The sequence below is a fragment of the Stenotrophomonas sp. YJH_SMC_69 genome (assembly GCF_059370495.1).
The window spans coordinates 1-18570 of record NZ_JCAFTS010000014.1 but is presented as its reverse complement, the minus strand read 5'-3'; the positions used below and the strand labels follow the sequence as shown (position 1 = coordinate 18570).

Genomic DNA, 18570 nt, shown 5'->3' with positions numbered 1-18570 from the left:
CAGGGCAGGGACAAGCCGCGATCCGCCAGTCCCTGCTTCGGCCGCTGCATGCACCACCACGGATCGACCATGCGCCATTCCACCTTCCTTGTCGTACTGCTGTTGGCGGCCGCTGATGTGCGCGCCCAGCAGGACGATCTGCGCCGCGTGCTTGAACAGGGCAGCGAACTGCGCCACCAGCAGCAGGACCGGCAGCGCCTGCAACAGGCCGAGTCGGAGCGGCCGACCATCACCATCGACGGCAGGACGCTGCGCGTGGAGCGCACCGTTGACGATCTCGGCCAGGCCCTCTACCTGTCACTGCAGCATCAGCAATGGCGGGCCGCCGCGGCGTTCCTCGAGGAGTACATCGAACTGCCGGGGCATGACCCGCTGCTGCGCCATTACGCGCAGGGGGCGTTGGCCCGCGTGGCCGGCGACCATCGTCGCGCGGCGAAGGAGTACGAAGCGCTGCTGGCGGCGCAGCCGGAGTTCCTGCCGGCCCGTCTCGAGCTGGCACGTGTCTATGCGGAAGACCAGCGTGATCGCGATGCGGTCGCGCTGTTCACGGCCATCGCTGCAGGCATCAATGCTGATGATCCGGCCACGGCCGGCGTCCGCGCGCGCGTGGACGGGTACCTGGGTGCCCTGCAGGCGCGCCAGCGCTGGAAAGGCGCGCTGTCCGCCGGCCCCGCATGGAGTGACAACATCAACCGCAGCTCGGCCAGCCGCACCTGCCTGTTCGGCGTAGGCGACGCCTGCATCATCGAACGGAAACTGCCCGACGCCCAGCACGCAGGGGGCCTCGACTACGACGCCAGCCTGGAACGGCGCTGGGTCCTCGACGGGCATCATGGGCTGTACGTGCGCGGTCTCGCCTTCGGTCAGGCATGGCGCGGGCACCGTGCCTACAACGAGCTCAATGCCAATGTGCAGGCAGGTTACAGCTGGCGCAGTGCGCGGCAGACCGTGCTGCTTGCCCCCAGCTATGACCTCCAGGGCCTGGGCAACCATGCGCTGCAGGGCGGCAGTGGCGTGCACGGCGAATGGCAGTACGCCCTGGATGCACGCAGCCTGCTCAAGCTGGAGGCCGACTGGAAGCGCCAGCGGTATCGTCAGCAGGGCCTGGCCAGCAATTATGACGGCGAGCTGGTATCGGTGTATGCCACCTGGTTCCGTGCGCTCAATCCGCGCTGGACGGTCTTCGCCGGGCTGGATGTCACCGGCAGCAGCGCTGCCGACCCGGCCAACGGCTACCGCCAGCGCGGCTTGCGGCTGGGCGCGGCGCGGCAGTGGAGCGGCACCACGGCCACGGTGTTCGTGTCGCTGCGCCGCCGCGACTACGACGCCTGGAGTCCATTGCTGGAGGCGCGCAGGCAGGACGACGAACAGAACCTGATCGCCATCGTGCGCAGCGAGCGGCTGGCGGTGGCCGGGCTGGTGCCCAGCCTGGGCCTGCGCTACGCCCGCATCGACAGCAACGTCGGCTGGCTGTACAGCCACGACCGCAGCCTGCTCAGCCTGAAATGGGAGCGTGCGTTCTGAACGCGCCGCTGCAATGCCTGGGTGAACGGGCCGTGGCGGCGATCTTCATCGATCATCACGCGCCCTTGTAGCCCGTTTCGCGCATCCTGCAGGCGTTGCGGCAGAGGTGCGCCGCGTGTATCGAGGAGCGCGGGTCGTGCTGGAAGCGGGCAACAAGCCAGAGGGCCTGAAAGGGCTGCGGGTGCTGGTGGCGGAAGATGAATTCGCCATCGCGATGTTCCTGGTGGACTATCTGGAACTGAAGGGGGCGCAGGTGGTGGGACCGGCCGGTGACCTGCAGGCGCTGGGGCGTCTGGTCGATGAGAACCCCATCGATGTCGCCCTGCTGGACATCAACCTGGGGGGTGAACTGGTCTACCCCTTGGCCGACCGCTTGGCGGACGCCGGCACGCCGTTCATGTTGACCTCCGGCTACGATGACAATCTGCCCAGCCGCTTCGCTGGCGCGCCCCGCTGTACCAAGCCCTATCACATCGAGGCACTGGTGCAGCAGCTGGCACGGCTGGTGGCAGGCCCGCAGGCTGCTGCGGGCATCGCCTGATTGCGCGGCATGTCACACCGCATCCAGGGTCTCCCGGCCGTTGAGCGCCCGGCGGGCATGCCGCCGCCGCTGCAGGCGCATGCGCGCCATGACGGCATGGCCGCCCGTATTGCCCGCCACGACTGGTCAGGCACGCCACTGGGTGCGATCGAGCGATGGCCGCCGCACCTGCGCGCCACTGTCGACCTGATGCTGGCCCACGGCTTCCCGATGATCGTGCTGTGGGGCGAGCAGCTGGTGCAGCTCTACAACGATGGCTATGCCGAGATCCTCGCCGACAAGCATCCGGGCGGGCTTGGCCAGCCCACCCGCGAGTGCTGGCCTGAGGTCTGGCACATCAACGGCCCGATCTACCAGCGGGTGTGGCAGGGCGAGACCATCACCTACGAGGACAAGCTCTATCCGCTGGCGCGGCGGGGGCGGCTGGAGGATGTCTGGTTCACCATCACCTACAGCCCCATCCGCGGTGAGGAAGGGCGCATCAACGGTGTGCTTGTCACCATGTTCGAAACGACCGCCGCGCATGTCGCGCAGGCGGCCCGCGAGCGCGAGGAGCAGAAGCGCCGTGAGAGCGACCGGCGCCTGGCGCTGGCATTCAAGGTGCTGCCGGTGGGCGTCTGCATTGTCGATGCCGAAGGCCGACTGCAACTGTCCAACGACCGGATGCGGACCTATCTGCCCACCGGCAAGGTGCCGTCCACCGATCGTCCCAACCACCACCGCTGGCAGGGATGGCACCCCGACGGCTCGCGCATCGAGCCCCATGATTTCGCCATCGCCCGCGCCCTGCGGGGGGAGACGGTGGTCCCTGGCCTGGAGTTCCAGTTCATCCATGACGACGGGCGCGCCCGCTGGACACGCGTCGCCGCTGCGCCGCTGCGCGATGCAGACGGCGAGGTGACCGGGGTGTTCGCCATTGCGGTGGATATCGACGACCTCAAGCGCGCCACCGAGCGCCAGGCGGTGCTGCTGGCCGAACTGCAGCACCGGGTCCGCAACATCATGTCCACCATCCATGCCCTTGCCTGGCGGACGCGCAGTACCGTGGCCAGCGTGGACGAGTACGCCGAGCGGCTGTGCGGGCGGTTGATGTCGCTGGCGCGCACGCAGAGCCTGCTGACCCGCGGCGGCAATGCCGGGGTCTGCCTGCGCGGGATGATCGAAGAGGAAGTGTCGGCGCAGATGCCGGGCACGGGCCTGTGCGAGCTGCACGGTGAGGACGTGCTGCTGCCACCGAAAGCGGCCGAGGTGCTGTCGTTGGCCATCCATGAGCTGGCGAGCAACGCGCTGCGCTATGGCGCGGCCGCGCGCGCGGCGGGGCGGATCGAGGTGTCCTGGCATCTGCAGGTGCAGGACGCCGAACCGTGGCTGGGCCTGCACTGGTGCGAGCGCCATGCCGACGTGGAGGGCTGGGAAATGCCACGCCAGCGCGGCCTGGGCCGGGCGCTGATCGAGCAGCGCGTGCCCTACGAGCTGGCTGGCAGCGGCGAGCTGCACTTTGGCCCACAGGGGCTGGATGCGTGGATCCGCTTCCCGCTGCGCGAACGCGACAGCCTGCTGCAGACCGACGCTCCGGACACCGCGCCCCTGCGGTAAAAGGGGATTTATCCCCAATTTGGCCAAATTGGGTATAGTGTCGCTCATCCACCCCGCCTGGAGCCGTGCCATGACCCTGCCGCTGGATCTGCCTGGCCTCGAGAAGGCCCCGGCCTCGTCGGTGAAGACCCGGGGCTGGCCGAGCCTGATGCGCACCGTGCGCGAAAAGCAGGCGCTGGTCATCACCAACCACAACCACCCGGAAGCGGTGATCGTGGACATCCGCACCTACCAGGAACTGCTGGCCAAGGCCGCCGGCGGTGATGCCGGTGAGCGCAGCGAGGAGCTGCAGCGCCTGCGCAGCGAGTTCGACCAGACCCTGGCCGGGCTGCAGCGCGGGGAAGGGCTGGGCAAGGTGCTGGGCCAGCCGATCCGGCGCGGCCGCAAGGTCACCCTTGGCCGTCCGCTCTGATCGATGGGACGCATCCTGGCGTTGGCCGGTGTCAATGGCGCCGGCAAGAGTTCGCTGCTGGGCACCTGGCTGGACGCCGAAGGGCTGAGCTGGTTCAACCCGGACTCGTTCACCCGCCGCCTGGTCGACGCCGGCTGGCCGCTGCCGGACGCCAATGCCGAGGCCTGGCAGGAAGGCACCCGCCGCCTGCGCCAGGCCATGGCCGATGGCACCGACTTCGCCTTCGAGACCACGCTCGGTGGCAACACCATTCCGCGTCTGCTGCGTGAGGCCTGCGAGCGGCACCAGGTGGCGATCTGGTTCTGTGGGCTGGCCGATGTCGGGCTGCACGTCGCCCGTGTGGCCGCGCGGGTGGCCGCCGGTGGCCACGATATTCCGGTGGAGAAGATCCACGCGCGTTTCGATTCGGCGCGCGCAAACCTGCTGGAGCTGCTGCCGCACCTGGCCGAGCTGCATGTCTACGACAACAGCGCGCCGGCCGATGCCGACGGCTGCGTGGTGCCGCTGCCGGTATTGGCCATGGCTGCAGGCCAGCTGCATTACCCGGTCGCAGTGGCCGACCTGTTGCACACGCCGGGCTGGGCCAAGCCCATCGTGATGCGCGCGATGGAATTGGACACCCCGGGTGATTGATGCCGCACGGGGTGCGGAGTCGAACCCATGCTCGGCTGATCCCCTGCAAGTCAGCCGAGCACGGGCTCGGCTCTACAACGCCGGCTTCGCCTGCTCGGGCTCGGCAACGTCCGGCAGCGGCGGCAAGGTCGGGTCCACCGTCACCGGCACATCGCTCTTCAACAGCGCGGCTGCTTCCTTGTCGCTGCCAACCGCTGGCGGTGAACCGCGCAGCGGCAGGCCGGCGGTTTCCTTCACGAACAGCATGGTTACCAGGCCGATCACCGCCGCGCCCATCAGGTAATAGGCCGGCACCAGCGGGTCGCCGGTACGCTCCACCAGCCACGCGGTCACCAGCGGCGTGGTGCCACCGAACAGCGACACCGACACATTGAAGGCGATCGACAGCGCGCTGTAGCGCACCGGGGTGTAGAACAGCGCCGGCAGCGTGGACGGCATCGAGCTGGTGAAGCACACCAGCGCCAGCCCCAGCAGCATCAGGCCGAGGAAGATCAGCCCGTCGTTGCCGCTACCGACCAGCAGCAGGCACGGAATGGCCAGCACCAGCAGCGCGATGCACGCACCGATGATCATCGGGCGCCGGCCCAGCCGGTCACTGAACAACCCGCCGACGATGTTCAGCGGCATCATCACCAGCATCACGATGATGATCAGCAGCAGGCCCTTGCTCTCGGCATAGCCCATCGTGACGCTGAGGTAGCTGGGCATGTAGGTCAGCAGCATGTAATCGGTCACGTTGAACACCAGCACCAGGCCCATGCACACCAGCAGCTGGCGGCCATGCACCTGGAACAGCGCGCCCAGCCCCGGCCGCTCGTGCTCACGCTTCTCGGCTTCCTCGGCGAAGGCGCGGAACGCCGGGGTTTCCTCCAGCTTCATGCGCATGTACAGGCCGAGCAGGCCCAGCGGGCCGGCCACCAGGAACGGAATGCGCCAGCCCCAGTCCAGCATCTGCTCGCTGCTCAGCAGCATGTGCAGCGCGGTGACGGTGCCGGCGCCGGCGATGTAGCCGCCCAGCGTGCCGAACTCCAGCCAGCTGCCCATCAGGCCGCGGTTGCGGTCGGTGGAATACTCGGCGATGAAGGTGGCCGCGCCCCCGTATTCGCCGCCGGTGGAGAAGCCCTGCACCACGCGCGCCAGCAGCAACAGCACCGGTGCCCAGATGCCGATGCGCTCGTAGGCGGGAATCAGGCCGATGGCAAACGTGCCCAGCGCCATCAGGATCATGGTGAACGCCAGCACTTTCTGGCGGCCGTAGCGATCACCCAGGGGGCCGAATACCAGGCCGCCCAGTGGCCGCACCAGGAACGCCACGGTGAAGGTGGCGAACGCAGCGATCACCTGGGCGGTGGGGTTGCTGGAGGGGAAGAACACCTGGCCGATGGTGACGGCCAGATAGCCGTAGACACCGAAGTCGAACCACTCCATGGCATTGCCGAGTGCGGCCGCGCCGACGGCGCGCTTGAGCATGGGCTTGTCGACGACGGTGATCTCATCGACCTTCAGGTGGCGGCGGCGTTTGAACCAGCCGAAATGGGCGTGTGCATCGGGGGTGTCCTGCATGGGGGCTCCCTTGTAGGCAGAAGAGGGGAAATGAGCGGTGAGGTAGGTCCCGGAAATCGGAAACGGCGATGCAGGCGCAGGTGGCGCAGGGGCATCGGTGAGTGGCGTGGGGGCCGGGGAATGTGTGCAGGCACGACGCCACGCGCACGGCAAAGCACCGCCGCAACGGCGGAAACGCAGCAACGGGATCACAGCGGTCGCGCAATCAGCGGCCGGCGGTCACAGCAGCGTGGGGAGTGCAGGCCGAGGGCCTGCGGGCGTCATCCGCCAGGATCCAGCGCGAGGCGGTGGAACGGCAGGGCGGGAGCCATCGTGGCAAGCGAAGCGCCGGTCGGCAGTGCTTCCCACGTAACAGGTGCGCCCGTCACGTAGTGGGTCGTGTCGATCATTCGTTCATCATAGCGGCATCGGCGTGAGCATGCAGCGAAGCGGACTGATCTGCACGCTGTGTTCCATCGCGCCTGTTCATCCGCGCGGCATGCAATGACAAGTGTTGAACGAACTCTGGCCGCAGCGCTCACGCGACGCTGTCTACGGTAGCGCTGGACGCAATCGAGAAGGAGCATCGCATGACCCGTCGCATTCCCGAAGGCACGTTGATCATCGTCGCCGATGGCGGTTCGGCCCGCGTGTTCACCAACGTCGGCAGCGAACATCAGCTGGCGTTGAAGCAGGAAGGTGAGCTGCGCCTGCAGGACATCAGCGAGCAGGGCGTCTCTGGTCAGGGCCCGGCCGGCGCGGTGCCGAAGGACATGTCCATTGCGCAGCTCAACGAGGCGACGTTCGCCAAGCAGGTGGCGGAGCAGTTGAACGAAGATGCGCTCAACAACCGCTATGCACACCTGGTGCTGGTGGCAGACCCGACCACGCTGGGCCGTATCCGCCCGCTGCTGCACAAGGAGGTCCAGGCGCGTCTGCTGGGCGATATCGCCAAGGACCTGACCAACGCCCCGCTGGCGGATATCCAGAAAGCGCTGGCGGCGTAACCGGCATGCCGTTCATGCGTGACTACCCGGCGGCGGAGCCAGCAGGCGCGGACGTGGAAGCCCAAGCGGGCTGGCAGCTGCTGGAGTTCGGTGCACCCTGGTGTGGCCATTGCCAGGCCGCGCAGCCCGCACTCCAGGCGTTTGTGGACGCCCACGATCTTGTGCATTGGAAGATCGAGGATGGCAAGGGAAAGCCACTGGGGCGTGCGTTCAAGGTAAAGCTGTGGCCCACCGCGGTGTTGCTGCATGACGGCCAGGAAGTGGCGCGCGTGGTGAGGCCGGTCGACAGCGCCGACCTCGCCACCTTGCAGGACGCATTGCCAGATTGAGGGCAGCAATCGCTGCGTGCGGTGCGCACGGCGCCGAGCAGGCTCGGCTGCAGGGCGACCTAGTGATAGGTCACCTTTTCCGCTTCCGCACGCAGCTTCTGCAACAGGCACCGCCCATGCTGGCTCAGCATGACCATCGCGTTGGCGATCTGCCTGGCGTCGTAGCCCATTGGCGCGGGAGGTTTCGGCTCGGGGCCGTACTGTTCGCCGATGAGGATGGCCATGCCTTCTGCACTGTTGAGGGCATGTTCGATGCGCTGGAAGAGCGACTCCATGGCCGGGCTGAGCGGACGCGTGTGTTTCATGCGGGAACTCCTTGGGTGCGAGGGCCACCGCAAGGGTGGCGGGCGATGCGTGCTTGGAACTCCCGGAAGGAACAGAGAAAACCGGAAGGCCTGACGGCCACACGCAGCGCCCGCCGTAGTTACGACGGGCTATCTCTGTCCTTCTTTTCGGGGGTTCCAATCCCGGCAGCGGGATGTCCGCTGCGGTGCAATCCTGGGCAGATCGAGGCGCTGCGCACCAATTGATGGTTTGTCTCGCTTTGTCCCGTTCGGAAGGCGCGGTCTTTCAGAAGTGCATGTCTGGACATCCATTGCCGTATCGGCACCGATCGGGACGCGGGAGACCGGAAGGCTATGAGGTGATTCGTCGTGCGGCCATGCAATTACGTGCAAAGCATCGTGCCGGTTCCGGCGGCCGCACTGCAGCATGCGACAGGGCAGGGCCGGTGCTAGGATCCGACTACCACCTGAATCGATCCAAATGCCGATGCCCACGCTGGACCGTCGTCTCCTGATCGCTTTCGTCGCAACCGCCATGCTTGCCTCCGGGGCGGTGCTGGCGGCTCCGTCGAAATCCGCCGCCGAACGCGCCTATGGCTCGGTCGACCCGTTCATCGGTACCGGCGGGGAAGGCCATTCCTACCCGGGGGCGACGGTGCCGTTCGGCATGGTCCAGCTCAGCCCGGACACGCGCATCCAGCCGCGCGAAAAGGCCTATGGCTGGGCGGCGGGCTACCGTTACGACGACAGCAGCATCGTCGGTTTCTCGCACACGCATTTTTCCGGCACCGGTCATTCGGACCTGGGCGACATCCTGCTGATGCCGTTCACCGGCAACCCCGGGCTGGAGCGCGGCGATCCGGAGAAGCCGCGCAGCGGTTACGCCTCACGGTTCCGTCACGCTGACGAGAAGGCCGAGCCGGGCTACTACGCGGTCACCCTGGACGACTACAAGGTGCGTGCCGAGCTGACCACCAGTGCGCGCGTGGGCGTGCATCGCTACGCCTTCCCCAGAGGCACCGACGCCAAGGTGCTGCTGGACATGCGTACCAGCATGTACGACTACCCTGGCAAGGTGCTGTGGTCGCGGGTGCGGGTGCGCGCCGATGGCACGGTGACCGGCTTCCGCGAGACGCGCGGCTGGGCGCCGGGTCGCCAGCTGTATTTCGCGATGCGTTTCTCGCGGCCGCTGGCCGGCCATGAGCTGCACAACACCGAGCAGGACATCGTCTACAAGGGCTTCCCGCCGCCGGGCGAGAAGGATCCGGCCCAGCGCGCCCAGATCGAAGGCCGGCAGCTGGTCGGGACCTTCAACTTCGGCAAGCTGGACGCACCGCTGGTGGTGAAGGTAGCCATCTCGCCGGTCAGTGAGGCCGGTGCCATCGCCAACCTCGACGCTGAAGTGGCCGACTTCGACTTCGATCGGGTGCGTGCGCAGGCGAAGCAGGACTGGACGCAGGCACTGTCCGTGCTCGATATCGATGCCCCCGAGCATGCGCGGCGCAGTGCCTATACCGCGCTGTACCACACGATGCTGGGGCCGACGCTGTTCATGGACGCCGATGGCCAGTACCGCGGTTCGGACAACGCGGTGCACAAGGCCGACGGCTTCACGCACTATTCGACGTTCTCGCTGTGGGACACCTACCGCGCGCTGCACCCGTTGCTGACGCTGGTGCAGCCGGAGAAGCGCAACAGCGACTTCGTCAATTCGATGCTGGCCCACCATGAGCACAGTCCGTACGGCATGCTGCCGGTGTGGTCGTTCCATGGCCTGGAAGACTGGTGCATGATCGGCTACCACGCCGTGCCGGTGATCGCCGATGCCTACGTGAAGGGCATTCGTGGCTTCGACGCCGACAAGGCATTGAAGGCGATGGTCGAGACCGCCAACTACGGCCCGTATGACGGTATCGCGCAGTACCGTGAGCTGGGCTATGTGCCGATCGACGAGGAAGGCGAAGCGGCCAGCAAGACGCTGGAGTACGCCTTTGATGACTGGACCATCGCACGCATGGCGCAGGCGATGGGCAAGGCCGATATCGCGGCCACCTTCGACAAACGCGCGGGTAACTGGCGCAACGCGTTCGACAAGGACACCGGCTTCATGCGCGCGCGCAAGCGCGACGGCAGCTTCCGTACGCCGTTCGACCCCAGCGCCAGCGGCTACGGCACCGACTACACCGAGGGCAACGCCTGGCAGTACTCGTGGTACGTGCCGCAGGACGTTGCCGGCCTGGCGGCAGCCCACGGTGGCAGCGACAAGCTGCTCGCGCGCCTGGACGAGGTGTTCAACGCCAAGGTGGATCCATCGATCTTCGAGCACATGGAAGACATCACCGGCCTGATCGGCTGGTACGCGCACGGCAACGAGCCCAGCCACCACGTGGCCTACCTCTATTCGTACGCGGGCCAGCCATGGCGCACCCAGGCGCGGCTGAAGCAGATCATGGACACCCAGTACGCCGACCGCCCCGATGGCCTGGCCGGCAATGATGACGTTGGCCAGATGTCGGCCTGGTATGTGTTCACCGCGCTGGGCTTCTACCCGGTGGCGCCGGGCTCGGGCGAGTACATCCTGGGCCGTCCGTTCCTGCCGAAGACCGCGATGCGTCTGCCGAACGGCAAGACGTTCACCATCGTGGCCGAGGGCCTGGATGACAAGCACACCTATGTGGGCAGCGTGAGCCTCAACGGCAAGCCGTTGCAGCGCACCTTCCTGCGCCATGACGAGATCCTGGCCGGCGGCGAACTGCGCTTCAGCATGCAGGCCGAGCCGAACAAGGACTGGCCGGGGCAGGACGCGCAGGCGCCGTACTCGATGAGCCGGTGATGCGCACGGTGCCGACCTTGGCCGGCACGCTTCACGGGTGACCTGGAACCTGTAGGGCCGAGCCCATGCTCGGCTGCTTTTGGCACGGTGCCTTAGCCGAGCATGGGCTCGGCTCTACAAGGGCAATTCGACAAAGGTCAACGGAAACGCAACCCGACGCGCGCGCCACCGAGCGGGGCCGTTTCGATCATCAATATCGCGCCATGCCGCTGCGCGATCTCGGCCACGATCGCCAGCCCCAGCCCGCAGCCATCTCCCTCGCTGCTGGCCCGGTAGAACCGTTCCGTGACGCGCGCGCGCTCGGCTTCGGCGATACCTGTACCGTCATCGTCCACCCACACCTGCACGCCCTCGGCATCCCGCTGTAGTCCCAGGGTGATCACACCGGGCACGGCGCCGTAGCGCAGCGCGTTGTCCAGCAGGTTGCCCAGCGCCTCGCGCAGCAACTGCGGGTCACCCTGTACCTTCACGCCGTCGTCGGGTCCGTCGTAACCCAGGTCCACGCCCGCCACCAACGCACGGTCGGCGTAGCGCTCGACCACGCCCCGTGCCAACGCGGCCAGATCCAGCGGCTGCAGCGGCAGTGCGCTGCCCTGTGGATCTTCCGAGCGGCTGAGCATCAGCAGCTGGTTGACCAGGTGCTGCAGCCGTGCCAGCCCGGCCAGCGTGCCGGACAGCGCCAGCTGCTGGGCCTGCGGATCCTGTTGGCGGAGTGAGCTCTCCAGCTCCACCTGCATTGCCGCCAGCGGCGTGCGCAGCTGGTGCGCCGCATTGCTGACGAAGCGCCGTTGCGCGGCCTGCATCGCGTCCAGCCGTTGCAGCAGTGCGTTGTAGGCTTCGACCGCCGGCCACAGTTCGCGTGGGGCTTCCTGCGCGGGCTCCAGTGGCGCCAGCGGGTCCGGACGCGGGCTGGCCAGCCGCCGCGCCACCTGGTTGGCATGGCGTGCAGCCGCGCCGGTACCGGACCAGGCCAGCCACGCGGCCAGCGCCAGGATCGCGGCCTGGAACGGGATGCTGGCCAGCAGCAGCTTGCGCTCCAGCCGGTGCCGCTTGCGCAGCGTCTCGGCCACGCGCAGGCGGATATCGTGGCCCGGCCCAGCGCTGACCACGACCTCGACCATGCGCACCGGCTGCCCACGCAGGCGCGCGTCGTAGTAGACGGCATCGTCGCTGCCGGCAGCGATCGCGGGGCGGGGCAGCGCTTCGGGCAGGTCCCCATACAGGCGCCCGCCGGCAGCGTCGACCACTTCGCCATGCACTTCGTCAGCGGTATCCCAGGTGAACATGCGCGACACCGCGGGCGTGATCTCGATCGAGGCACGCCCGTCCTGCACCTTCACCAGCTCGGACAACGACATCGCCGAGTCCAGCAACCAGCGGTCATAGACCTGGCCGGCATAGAAGCGGGCCAACGCGAATGAACCGATCGCGCTGCACAGCAGCAGCACCAGCAGGGGCAGCCACAGGCGGCGCAGCAGCAGGCCACGCAGGCTGTGCACACGCTCAGTCACCACCGGCTTCCAGCCGATAGCCCAGGCCACGCAGCATGCGGATGCCGACGCCGGCGCGCGCCTGTTCCAGCTTGCGGCGCAGGCGGCTGACATGCACTTCGATCACTGACAGGTTGGCCTCGTGATCCCAGCTGTACAGCGCGTCGAACAGGCGCTGCTTGGTGACGGTGCGGCCAGGATGCTGCATCAGTGCCTCGACCAGCGACAGCTCGCGCGCGGTCAGTTCGATGCGCTGGCCTTCCACCTGCACTTCATTGCGGATGCTGTCGAAGCACAACCGGCCCAACCGCTTCTGCGCCGGTGCGTCGCTGCGGCGACGCGACAGCGCACGCAGGCGGGCTTCCAGCTCACCGAGTGCAAACGGCTTGGCGAGATAGTCGTCGCCACCGCGGTCAAGGCCGAGGATGCGGTCCTCCACGCCATCGCGCGCCGTGAGGATCAGCACCGGCAGTGTGACGCCGTCGTTGCGCAGGCGCGAGAGCAGGTCGAGGCCATCGACGTCGGGCAATGAAAGATCGAGCACCATCACGTCATACGGCGCGCTGGCCAGTGCAGCCGGCGCGTGCAGCCCGCGCGAAAGGTGGTCGCACAGATGGCCGGCGCCCTGCAGGGCGCGGATCAGTCCATCGGCCAGGGCGGCGTCGTCTTCGATCAGCAGGATTCGCATTGCAAGCTTCGTGCAAGGTTGGGGCAAGTTTGGCGCAAGTGCGTCACCTTACCGTGACGTGCATGAATTTCTCCCGTCGTCTTGCGGCCCTGCTGGCCGCCCTTTCGTGCGCGCCTGCGGCTTCGGCGCTGTCCTTGCAGGATGCACAGCGTGCAATGGAAGCGCACAACCCGGACCTGCGCGCGGCGGCATTGGAACTGCGTGGGGTGCAGGGCGATGCGCAGACCGCTGCGTTGCGGCCAGCGGCCGAGCTGTCGATCGGCAGCAGCAAGATCAGCCCGAAGCACGGCATCGGCCCGGGGCGCTGGCAGGACAAGCGGGTGGACAGCACGCTGGGCCTGGGCTGGACCTGGGAGCGCGGCGGCAAGCGCGCATTGCGCATCCGCCAGGCGGACGCGCTGCTGGAAGTGGCCGGGCTGGACATGCTCGATACCCGGCGCCGGCAGCAGGTGGCACTGCATGAAGCCTATTTCGGCCTGAAGGGCGCGCAGGAGCGGGCGCAGATTGCCGAGGCCAACCGCCAGAGTTCGGCCGAACAGATGGCGGCGGCCGACAAGCAGGTGGCCACCGGGGCGATGGCGCCGGTGGATCGCGCGCGGATGGCGGTGGACCATCTGGCGGTGGCCGATGCGGCGCGCGAGGCGGCCCTGGATCTGCGTGACGCGCGGCATGCGCTGGGCCTGCTGCTCGGCAGCGATGACAGCCGCGACATCAGTGCCGATGACCCCTGGCCGGATGCCAGCAGCGTGGCCAAGGTGCGCGCGTTCGATCCGCAGCAGCGTGCCGATCTGCGCGCGGCACGCTCGCGCCTGGCCGCCGCCGACGCTGGCGTGGCCCTGGCACGTAGCGAGCGCCACCGCGACATCCAGCTGGGTGTGGAGGCCGAGCGCGAGCCCACCGATATCAGCGGTGTCACCTGGGGCGTGTCGTTGACCATTCCGCTGGGCGGCCCGTCGCGCGCACGCGGCGCGATCCAGCGTGCCGAGGCCGACCGGGACAGCGCCGCGCTGGAACTGCAGCTGCTGCAGCGCGAAGCACACGCTGAACTGGACCAGCTGCAGGCCAGCGTGCAGTCCGCCGCGCAGCGCCGCAGCGATTACGAGGGGCTGCAGTCCGACGCTGCGCGCAAGGCGGTGGAGGGCATCGAACTGGCCTATCGCCGTGGCGCCGCCAGCCTGACCGATCTGCTCGACGCGCGCCGCAGCTGGCGCGAGTTCGAGGCCGCGCTGATTGATGCGCGTGCCGACCATGCCATTGCCTTGGCGCGCTGGGAAGCGGCCACATCCGTTGCTGAAGGAGAGTCCCGATGAAGTCCACCGTCGCCCATCGCCCGCGGGCGCGACATGCCATGCTGCCGGCCCTGCTGGCGCTGGCCCTGCTGGGCGGCTGCGGTCGCGAACCGGCGTCGTATACCGAGGATGCGCCGCAGGTCAGTGCCCGCCAGATCCTGTTTCCGGCCGGCAGCCGCCAGCTGGATGTGCTGCGCAGCGAGCTGGTGACCGCCGGTGTCAGCGCCAGCCTGCAGCTGCCGGGCCGGGTGGTCTGGGACGAGACCCGCTCCAGCGCGCTGCGCACCCCGCTGGCGGGGCAGGTGGCGCGCATCGAGGCACAACCGGGGCAGAAGGTGAAGGCCGGCCAGGTGATCGCCTGGATCACCTCGCCCGAGTTCGGCCAGGCGCAGGCGGAGGGCGTGCGTGGCCGTGCCGAGCTGCAGCTGGCACGCCGGGAACTGGACCGCACCCGCGAACTGCACGCGGCAGGGGTGGCGTCGGGCCGTGAACTGGACGAGGCCGAGGCCAGCTTCGCCGGCAGCCAGGCCGATCACGCGCGCGCGACCGCCTTCGCCAGGGCGTATGGCAACGGCCAGCACGTCGACCAACGGCTGCCGCTGCGCGCACCCATTGATGGCGTGCTGGTGGAGCGGCGGATGAGCCCGGGCATGGCAGTCAGCCCCGACAGCGAACAGCCGCTGGCGATGATTGGCGATCCTGACCGCCTGTGGTTGCTGCTGGATGTACCGGAGAGCCTGGCCGGACGCTTGAAGGCGGGCATGCAGGTGAGCGTGCCCGGCGCCGATGGGCAGCCGCAGCAGGCGACCCTGCAGCACGTGGATGACTTCGTCGACAGCGAACGCCGCGTGGTGCAGGCGCGCGCCGAACTGGACAACCGTGCGCGCGGTTTCAAGGCGGGCCAGTACGTGCGTGCGCAGGTGGCAGTGCCGGCCGGGGGCGGTGTCTCGCTGCCCGATGCTGCGGTACTGCTCATCGACGGCAAGCAGGTGGTGTTCGTGGAGGAGGCCAAGGGCCGCTTCGCGCGCCGCGCCGTGCGTGCCGAGGAACTGGGCGATGGCCGCCTGTGGGTGCGCGAGGGCCTGGCCCAGGGCGCCAGGGTGGTGGTCGAAGGGGGCCTGTTGCTGCAGCAGCTGGTCGACAGTGCGCCCGCAGCCGCCAGCACCGGGACGGGGCATGCCGCGCCATGATCGATCGCCTGATTGCCTATTGCCTGCGCCAGCCGCTGATGGTGATGCTGGCGCTGCTGCTGTTCATCGGCGCTGGCATTGCCGCGTTCCGCGTGCTGCCGGTGGAAGCCTTTCCGGATGTGTCCGACACCCAGGTGACGGTGGTATCGCTGCACCCGGGCCGGGCCGCCGAGGAGGTGGAGCGCGAGGTGACGATGCCGCTGGAAGTGGCACTGTCCGGCATCCCGCATTCGGTGCGGGTGTTCTCGCATACGCAGTTCGGCCTGTCGATGATCATCCTGACCTTCGATGACAAGGCCGACGATTACTTCGCGCGCCAGCAGGTGCTGGAACGCCTGCAGGGCGTGGAGCTGCCGGAAGGGGTGACGCCGGAGCTGGAGGCGATGAGCTCGGCGGTGGGCGAGATCTACCGGTACGTGCTGAAAGGCCCGCACCTGACACCGACCCAGCTGCGCACCGTGCAGGAATGGACGATGGAGCGCAGCCTGCGCACCGTGCCGGGCGTAGCCGATGTGATCAGTTTCGGCGGCTTCGCGCGTACGTTCCAGGTCAAGCCGGACCTGGACAAGCTGCGTGACCGCGGCATCAGCCTGGCTGAGTTCGCCGAGGCGCTGGAGAAGGGCAGCTCGAACGCAGGCGGCGGCTACGTGGAACGTGGCCAGCAGCAGTTCCTGATCCGCGGCGTCGGTCTGATGCGTTCGCCGGCCGACATCGGCAACGTGGTGGTCGCGCAGCGCAGTGGCACGCCGATCCTGGTGCGCGACCTGGCCGGCATCGCCGATACCGGCCTGCCCCGGCAGGGCCTGGTCGGCCAGGATGACAACGACGATGCGGTGTTCGGCATGGTGCTGATGCGCAAGGGCGAGAACCCGTCCGACGTGCTCGACGCCCTGCATGCGCGCATCGCCGAGATCGAAGCGAACCAGCTGCCGGCCGGGGTCAGCATCGAGCCGTTCTACGACCGCTCGTGGCTGGTCTCGACCACGCTGAAAACCGTCTTCAGCAACCTGCTGGAAGGCGCGGTGCTGGTGTTCCTGGTGCTGTGGCTGTTCCTGTACAACGCCCGTGCCGCGCTGATCGTGGCGGCGATGATGCCGCTTGCGCTGCTGTCGACCTTCCTTGGCCTGCATCTGTGGGGCGTGCCGGCCAACCTGCTGTCGTTGGGTGCGATGGACTTCGGCATCATCATCGATGGCGCGGTAATCGTGACCGAGCACATCGTCTCGCGATTGTCGAAGCTGCCACCTGCGGCCGACCGTAAGACACGGTTCTCGACCATTCTTTCGGCAGCGTCGGAAGTGGGCCGGCCGACGTTCTTCTCGATGCTGATCATCATCGCCGCGCACATCCCGATCTTCACCCTGCAGCGCCAGGAAGGCCGCATGTTCGCGCCGATGGCGTACTCGGTGACCTCGGCATTGATCGGCGCGCTGATCCTGGCGCTGACCGTGGTGCCGTTGTTCTGTTACTGGTGGCTGCGGCGCGACCGCATGCGCGACGGCAATCCGCTGATGGACCGCCTGACCGGCTGGTACCGGCCGGTCCTGGAGCGCGCACTGGCCCGCCCGCGTGCGGTAGTGCTGACCGCGATTGCGCTGCTGGTCGGCACGCTGGCATTGGGCACGCGGCTGGGTTCGGAGTTCCTGCCCGAGCTGGACGAAGGATCGATCTGGCTGACGGCCACGCTCGACCCGAGCACCAGCCTGGGCGAAGCGCAGCAGCAGTCGCGGCGCATCCGTGAGCTGGTCGGCAGCTTTCCGCAGGTATCGACGGTGGTGGCCAAGCTGGGACGCCCGGAAGACGGCTCCGATGCCAAGGGCGCCAACCAGATCGAGGCGCTGGTGGCGTTGAAGCCGGAGAAGGAATGGCCGAAAGGCGTGGGCAAGCGACAGCTGGTGAGCGATCTGCAGCGCACGCTGGAGCAGCGCATTCCGGGCCCCGAGTTCTCGATTTCGCAGCCCGTGCGCGACAACATCCTGGAGAGCATCTCGCAGATCAAGGGCCAGGTGGTGATCAAGGTCAGCGGCTCGGATCTGGACGTGTTGAACCAGCAGGCGCAGGCGATCCTCGGCCAGGTACGCGGCGTGGAGGGCGTGGAGAGCGCCTTCATCGACCGCGACGGGTCATTGCCGCAGCTGCAGATCGAGATCGACCGCGACCGCGCCGCGCGCTATGGCCTGAACGTACGCGACGTCGACGAAGTGATCGAGACCGCACTGGGCGGGCGCCAGGTCGGCGAGCTGTGGGAGGGTGACCGCAGATTCCCCATCACCCTGCGCCTGGACGATGCCGATCGTGACCTGCAGCGGCTGCGTACGGTGCCGGTTGGCATCGGCGATGGCCACACGGTGACGCTGTCCGACGTGGCCGACTTCCGCATGGCCAGCGGCGCGATCAACATCTCGCGCGAGAACGCACAGCGGGTGAAGGCGGTGAGCATCTTCATCGCCGGCCGCGACATGGGCAGCGTGGTGGCTGACATGCGCAAGCGCGTGGATGCCAGCGTACAGCTGCCGGAAGGCTATCGGCTGGAGTGGTCCGGCGAGTTCGAGAACCAGCAGCGTGCGATGAAGCGGCTGGGCTGGGTGATTCCGCTGTCGGTGCTGATCATCTTCGTGCTGCTGTTCGATGCCTTCAAGGACATCAGCAGCGCCGCGCTGATCCTGGCCAACGTGCCACTGGCGATGATCGGCGGCATCCTGGCCCTGTGGCTGACCGGCATTCCGCTGTCGGTGTCGGCGGCAATCGGCTTCATTGCATTGTTCGGGCAAGCGGTGCTGAACGGCGTGGTGATGCTCAGCCGCTTCGCCCAGTTGCGCGAGCAGGGCATGGACCTGCTGCAGTCGGTGGTGCAGGGTTCGCTGCAGCGCCTGCGCACGGTGCTGATGACCGCACTACTGGCGATGTTCGGCCTGCTGCCGATGGCCACCTCGCACGCGATCGGTGCCGAGACCCAGAAGCCGCTGGCGGTGGTGGTGATCGGTGGTCTGCTGTCGGCGATGCTGCTGACCCTGCTGGTGTTGCCGACGCTGTACTACTGGGTGCATCGCCACCGCGAGGCGCGCATCGCGTGACCTACCTGTAGAGCCGAGCCCACGCTCGGCTGCTTCTGGCCTTTGCGCGAAGAGCAGCCGAGCATGGGCTCGGCTCTACAAGGGCGTCGCGCCATGCGTGGATGCCACCTGTGCGATCTACACCATTCCGCCGTTGGC

Annotated in this window: 15 protein-coding genes; 11 read left to right on the top strand and 4 right to left on the bottom strand. The window is 67.9% G+C overall.

All coding sequences use genetic code 11. From position 1 onward, the window contains the following. Positions 1 to 69: 69 nt before the first annotated feature. From AC5P8F_RS18780 to AC5P8F_RS18760, 5 genes are all read left to right on the top strand, one after another. Positions 70 to 1524, top strand: coding sequence for a surface lipoprotein assembly modifier (locus AC5P8F_RS18780; RefSeq protein ID WP_495228748.1), 1455 nt, complete (start codon positions 70 to 72; stop codon positions 1522 to 1524). Positions 1525 to 1660: 136 nt separating this feature from the next. Beyond that, the gene (locus AC5P8F_RS18775) at positions 1661 to 2065 is read left to right on the top strand and encodes a response regulator (RefSeq protein ID WP_014647345.1); all 405 of its coding nucleotides are present in this window, start codon (positions 1661 to 1663) and stop codon (positions 2063 to 2065) included. Positions 2066 to 2074: 9 nt separating this feature from the next. After that, positions 2075 to 3661 carry a sensor histidine kinase gene (locus AC5P8F_RS18770; RefSeq protein WP_495228745.1) on the top strand — a complete coding sequence of 529 codons (1587 nt, stop codon included), beginning with the start codon at positions 2075 to 2077 and terminating at the stop codon, positions 3659 to 3661. 70 nt (positions 3662 to 3731) lie between these two features. After that, complete coding sequence (locus AC5P8F_RS18765) at positions 3732 to 4073, top strand: type II toxin-antitoxin system prevent-host-death family antitoxin (protein ID WP_014647343.1); 342 nt, start codon at positions 3732 to 3734, stop codon at positions 4071 to 4073. A 3-nt stretch (positions 4074 to 4076) separates the two neighbouring features. Then, positions 4077 to 4706, top strand: coding sequence for an ATPase (locus tag AC5P8F_RS18760; RefSeq protein WP_014647342.1), 630 nt, complete (start codon positions 4077 to 4079; stop codon positions 4704 to 4706). A 72-nt stretch (positions 4707 to 4778) separates the two neighbouring features. On the opposite strand, the gene proP is transcribed toward AC5P8F_RS18760, so the two are convergent. After that, the gene (proP, locus tag AC5P8F_RS18755) at positions 4779 to 6269 is read right to left on the bottom strand and encodes a glycine betaine/L-proline transporter ProP (protein ID WP_046430926.1); all 1491 of its coding nucleotides are present in this window, start codon (positions 6267 to 6269) and stop codon (positions 4779 to 4781) included. A 569-nt stretch (positions 6270 to 6838) separates the two neighbouring features. Between proP and AC5P8F_RS18750 the strand changes: the two genes are divergently transcribed. Then, on the top strand, positions 6839 to 7255 hold the full coding sequence (locus tag AC5P8F_RS18750) for a host attachment family protein (RefSeq protein ID WP_014647339.1): 417 nt from the start codon (positions 6839 to 6841) through the stop codon (positions 7253 to 7255). A 5-nt stretch (positions 7256 to 7260) separates the two neighbouring features. Beyond that, positions 7261 to 7584, top strand: a complete 324-nt coding sequence (locus AC5P8F_RS18745; protein ID WP_053495407.1) for a thioredoxin family protein — start codon at positions 7261 to 7263, stop codon at positions 7582 to 7584. A 59-nt stretch (positions 7585 to 7643) separates the two neighbouring features. Here the strand turns inward: AC5P8F_RS18745 and AC5P8F_RS18740 are convergent, their stop codons facing one another. Further along, a complete protein-coding gene (locus AC5P8F_RS18740) occupies positions 7644 to 7889 on the bottom strand; it encodes a hypothetical protein (protein ID WP_046430922.1) in 246 nt (81 codons plus the stop codon). A gap of 460 nt (positions 7890 to 8349) precedes the next feature. On the opposite strand from AC5P8F_RS18740, the gene AC5P8F_RS18735 reads away from it, so the two are divergent. After that, positions 8350 to 10701, top strand: coding sequence for a GH92 family glycosyl hydrolase (locus tag AC5P8F_RS18735; RefSeq protein WP_495228743.1), 2352 nt, complete (start codon positions 8350 to 8352; stop codon positions 10699 to 10701). A 137-nt stretch (positions 10702 to 10838) separates the two neighbouring features. On the opposite strand, the gene AC5P8F_RS18730 is transcribed toward AC5P8F_RS18735, so the two are convergent. Further along, on the bottom strand, positions 10839 to 12212 hold the full coding sequence (locus AC5P8F_RS18730) for a sensor histidine kinase (RefSeq protein ID WP_014647335.1): 1374 nt from the start codon (positions 12210 to 12212) through the stop codon (positions 10839 to 10841). Next, on the bottom strand, positions 12205 to 12879 hold the full coding sequence (locus tag AC5P8F_RS18725) for a response regulator (protein ID WP_032962610.1): 675 nt from the start codon (positions 12877 to 12879) through the stop codon (positions 12205 to 12207). The genes AC5P8F_RS18730 and AC5P8F_RS18725 overlap by 8 nt, the downstream gene beginning before the upstream one ends. A 62-nt stretch (positions 12880 to 12941) precedes the next feature. Here AC5P8F_RS18725 and AC5P8F_RS18720 point away from each other — a divergent pair, with 62 nt between their 5' ends. From AC5P8F_RS18720 to AC5P8F_RS18710, 3 genes are read left to right on the top strand one after another with little or no spacing between them, the layout of a single operon-like run. Next, positions 12942 to 14189: a TolC family protein gene (locus AC5P8F_RS18720; protein WP_495228741.1), complete on the top strand. Its 1248-nt coding sequence runs from the start codon at positions 12942 to 12944 to the stop codon at positions 14187 to 14189. After that, entirely contained in the window at positions 14186 to 15358 is a 1173-nt protein-coding gene (locus tag AC5P8F_RS18715; protein ID WP_495228740.1) for an efflux RND transporter periplasmic adaptor subunit, read from the top strand. Before AC5P8F_RS18720 ends, AC5P8F_RS18715 begins: the two co-directional genes overlap by 4 nt. Continuing rightward, positions 15355 to 18432 carry an efflux RND transporter permease subunit gene (locus tag AC5P8F_RS18710; protein WP_262093855.1) on the top strand — a complete coding sequence of 1026 codons (3078 nt, stop codon included), beginning with the start codon at positions 15355 to 15357 and terminating at the stop codon, positions 18430 to 18432. The genes AC5P8F_RS18715 and AC5P8F_RS18710 overlap by 4 nt, the downstream gene beginning before the upstream one ends. Positions 18433 to 18570: the final 138 nt, after the last annotated feature.